General features: G+C 63.5%; 1 pseudogene. It reads right to left on the bottom strand.

From position 1 onward, the window contains the following. Positions 1–447, bottom strand: a pseudogene (locus EN932_RS37700) (GMC family oxidoreductase); the annotation flags it as partial.

The raw sequence follows: 447 nt of genomic DNA, 5'->3' as shown, positions 1-447 counted from the left end.
ACAGGTCCCAGCCTTTCTTGCGGCGGCTGACGGCGTACTGCTTTCCGCCGAGCGCCTTGGCGATTTCCTCCATCCGGTCGCAGACATAGTTCGACATGCGGATGTCGTTGTCGGGAAAATCGAACGTCATGCGCATCAGCGGCCGCCCGAAACGGTCCTTGTAGGTCGGGTCGAGGTCGAGGTAGTTGTTGCGCGTCGCGTAGCTGCTTCCCTGGGACGAGTAGCCAAGCGTGCTCTTGTAGCCCTCGACCGTTGCCTTCTTCCAGGCGCTGCCCCATTTCGGCGTGCCGGGCAGGGTCGGCCTGGTTCCGATCGGGCGCCCGTTGGTGGGAATGCAGTTGATGCCCGCACCGCCGACGAAGTCCAGCGCGCCGTGGTCGAACGCGTCACCATTGTAATCGTCGATCGTCTGGCCGAGCGCGCCTGCGGCGATGAACGGGTTGAAGT

Source organism: Mesorhizobium sp. M7A.F.Ca.US.002.01.1.1 (genome assembly GCF_004022955.1).
In the GTDB taxonomy this organism is placed as follows: domain Bacteria; phylum Pseudomonadota; class Alphaproteobacteria; order Rhizobiales; family Rhizobiaceae; genus Mesorhizobium; species Mesorhizobium ciceri.
Note: the sequence above shows the minus strand (reverse complement) of the source record. Positions and strands in the feature narration are given on the sequence as shown.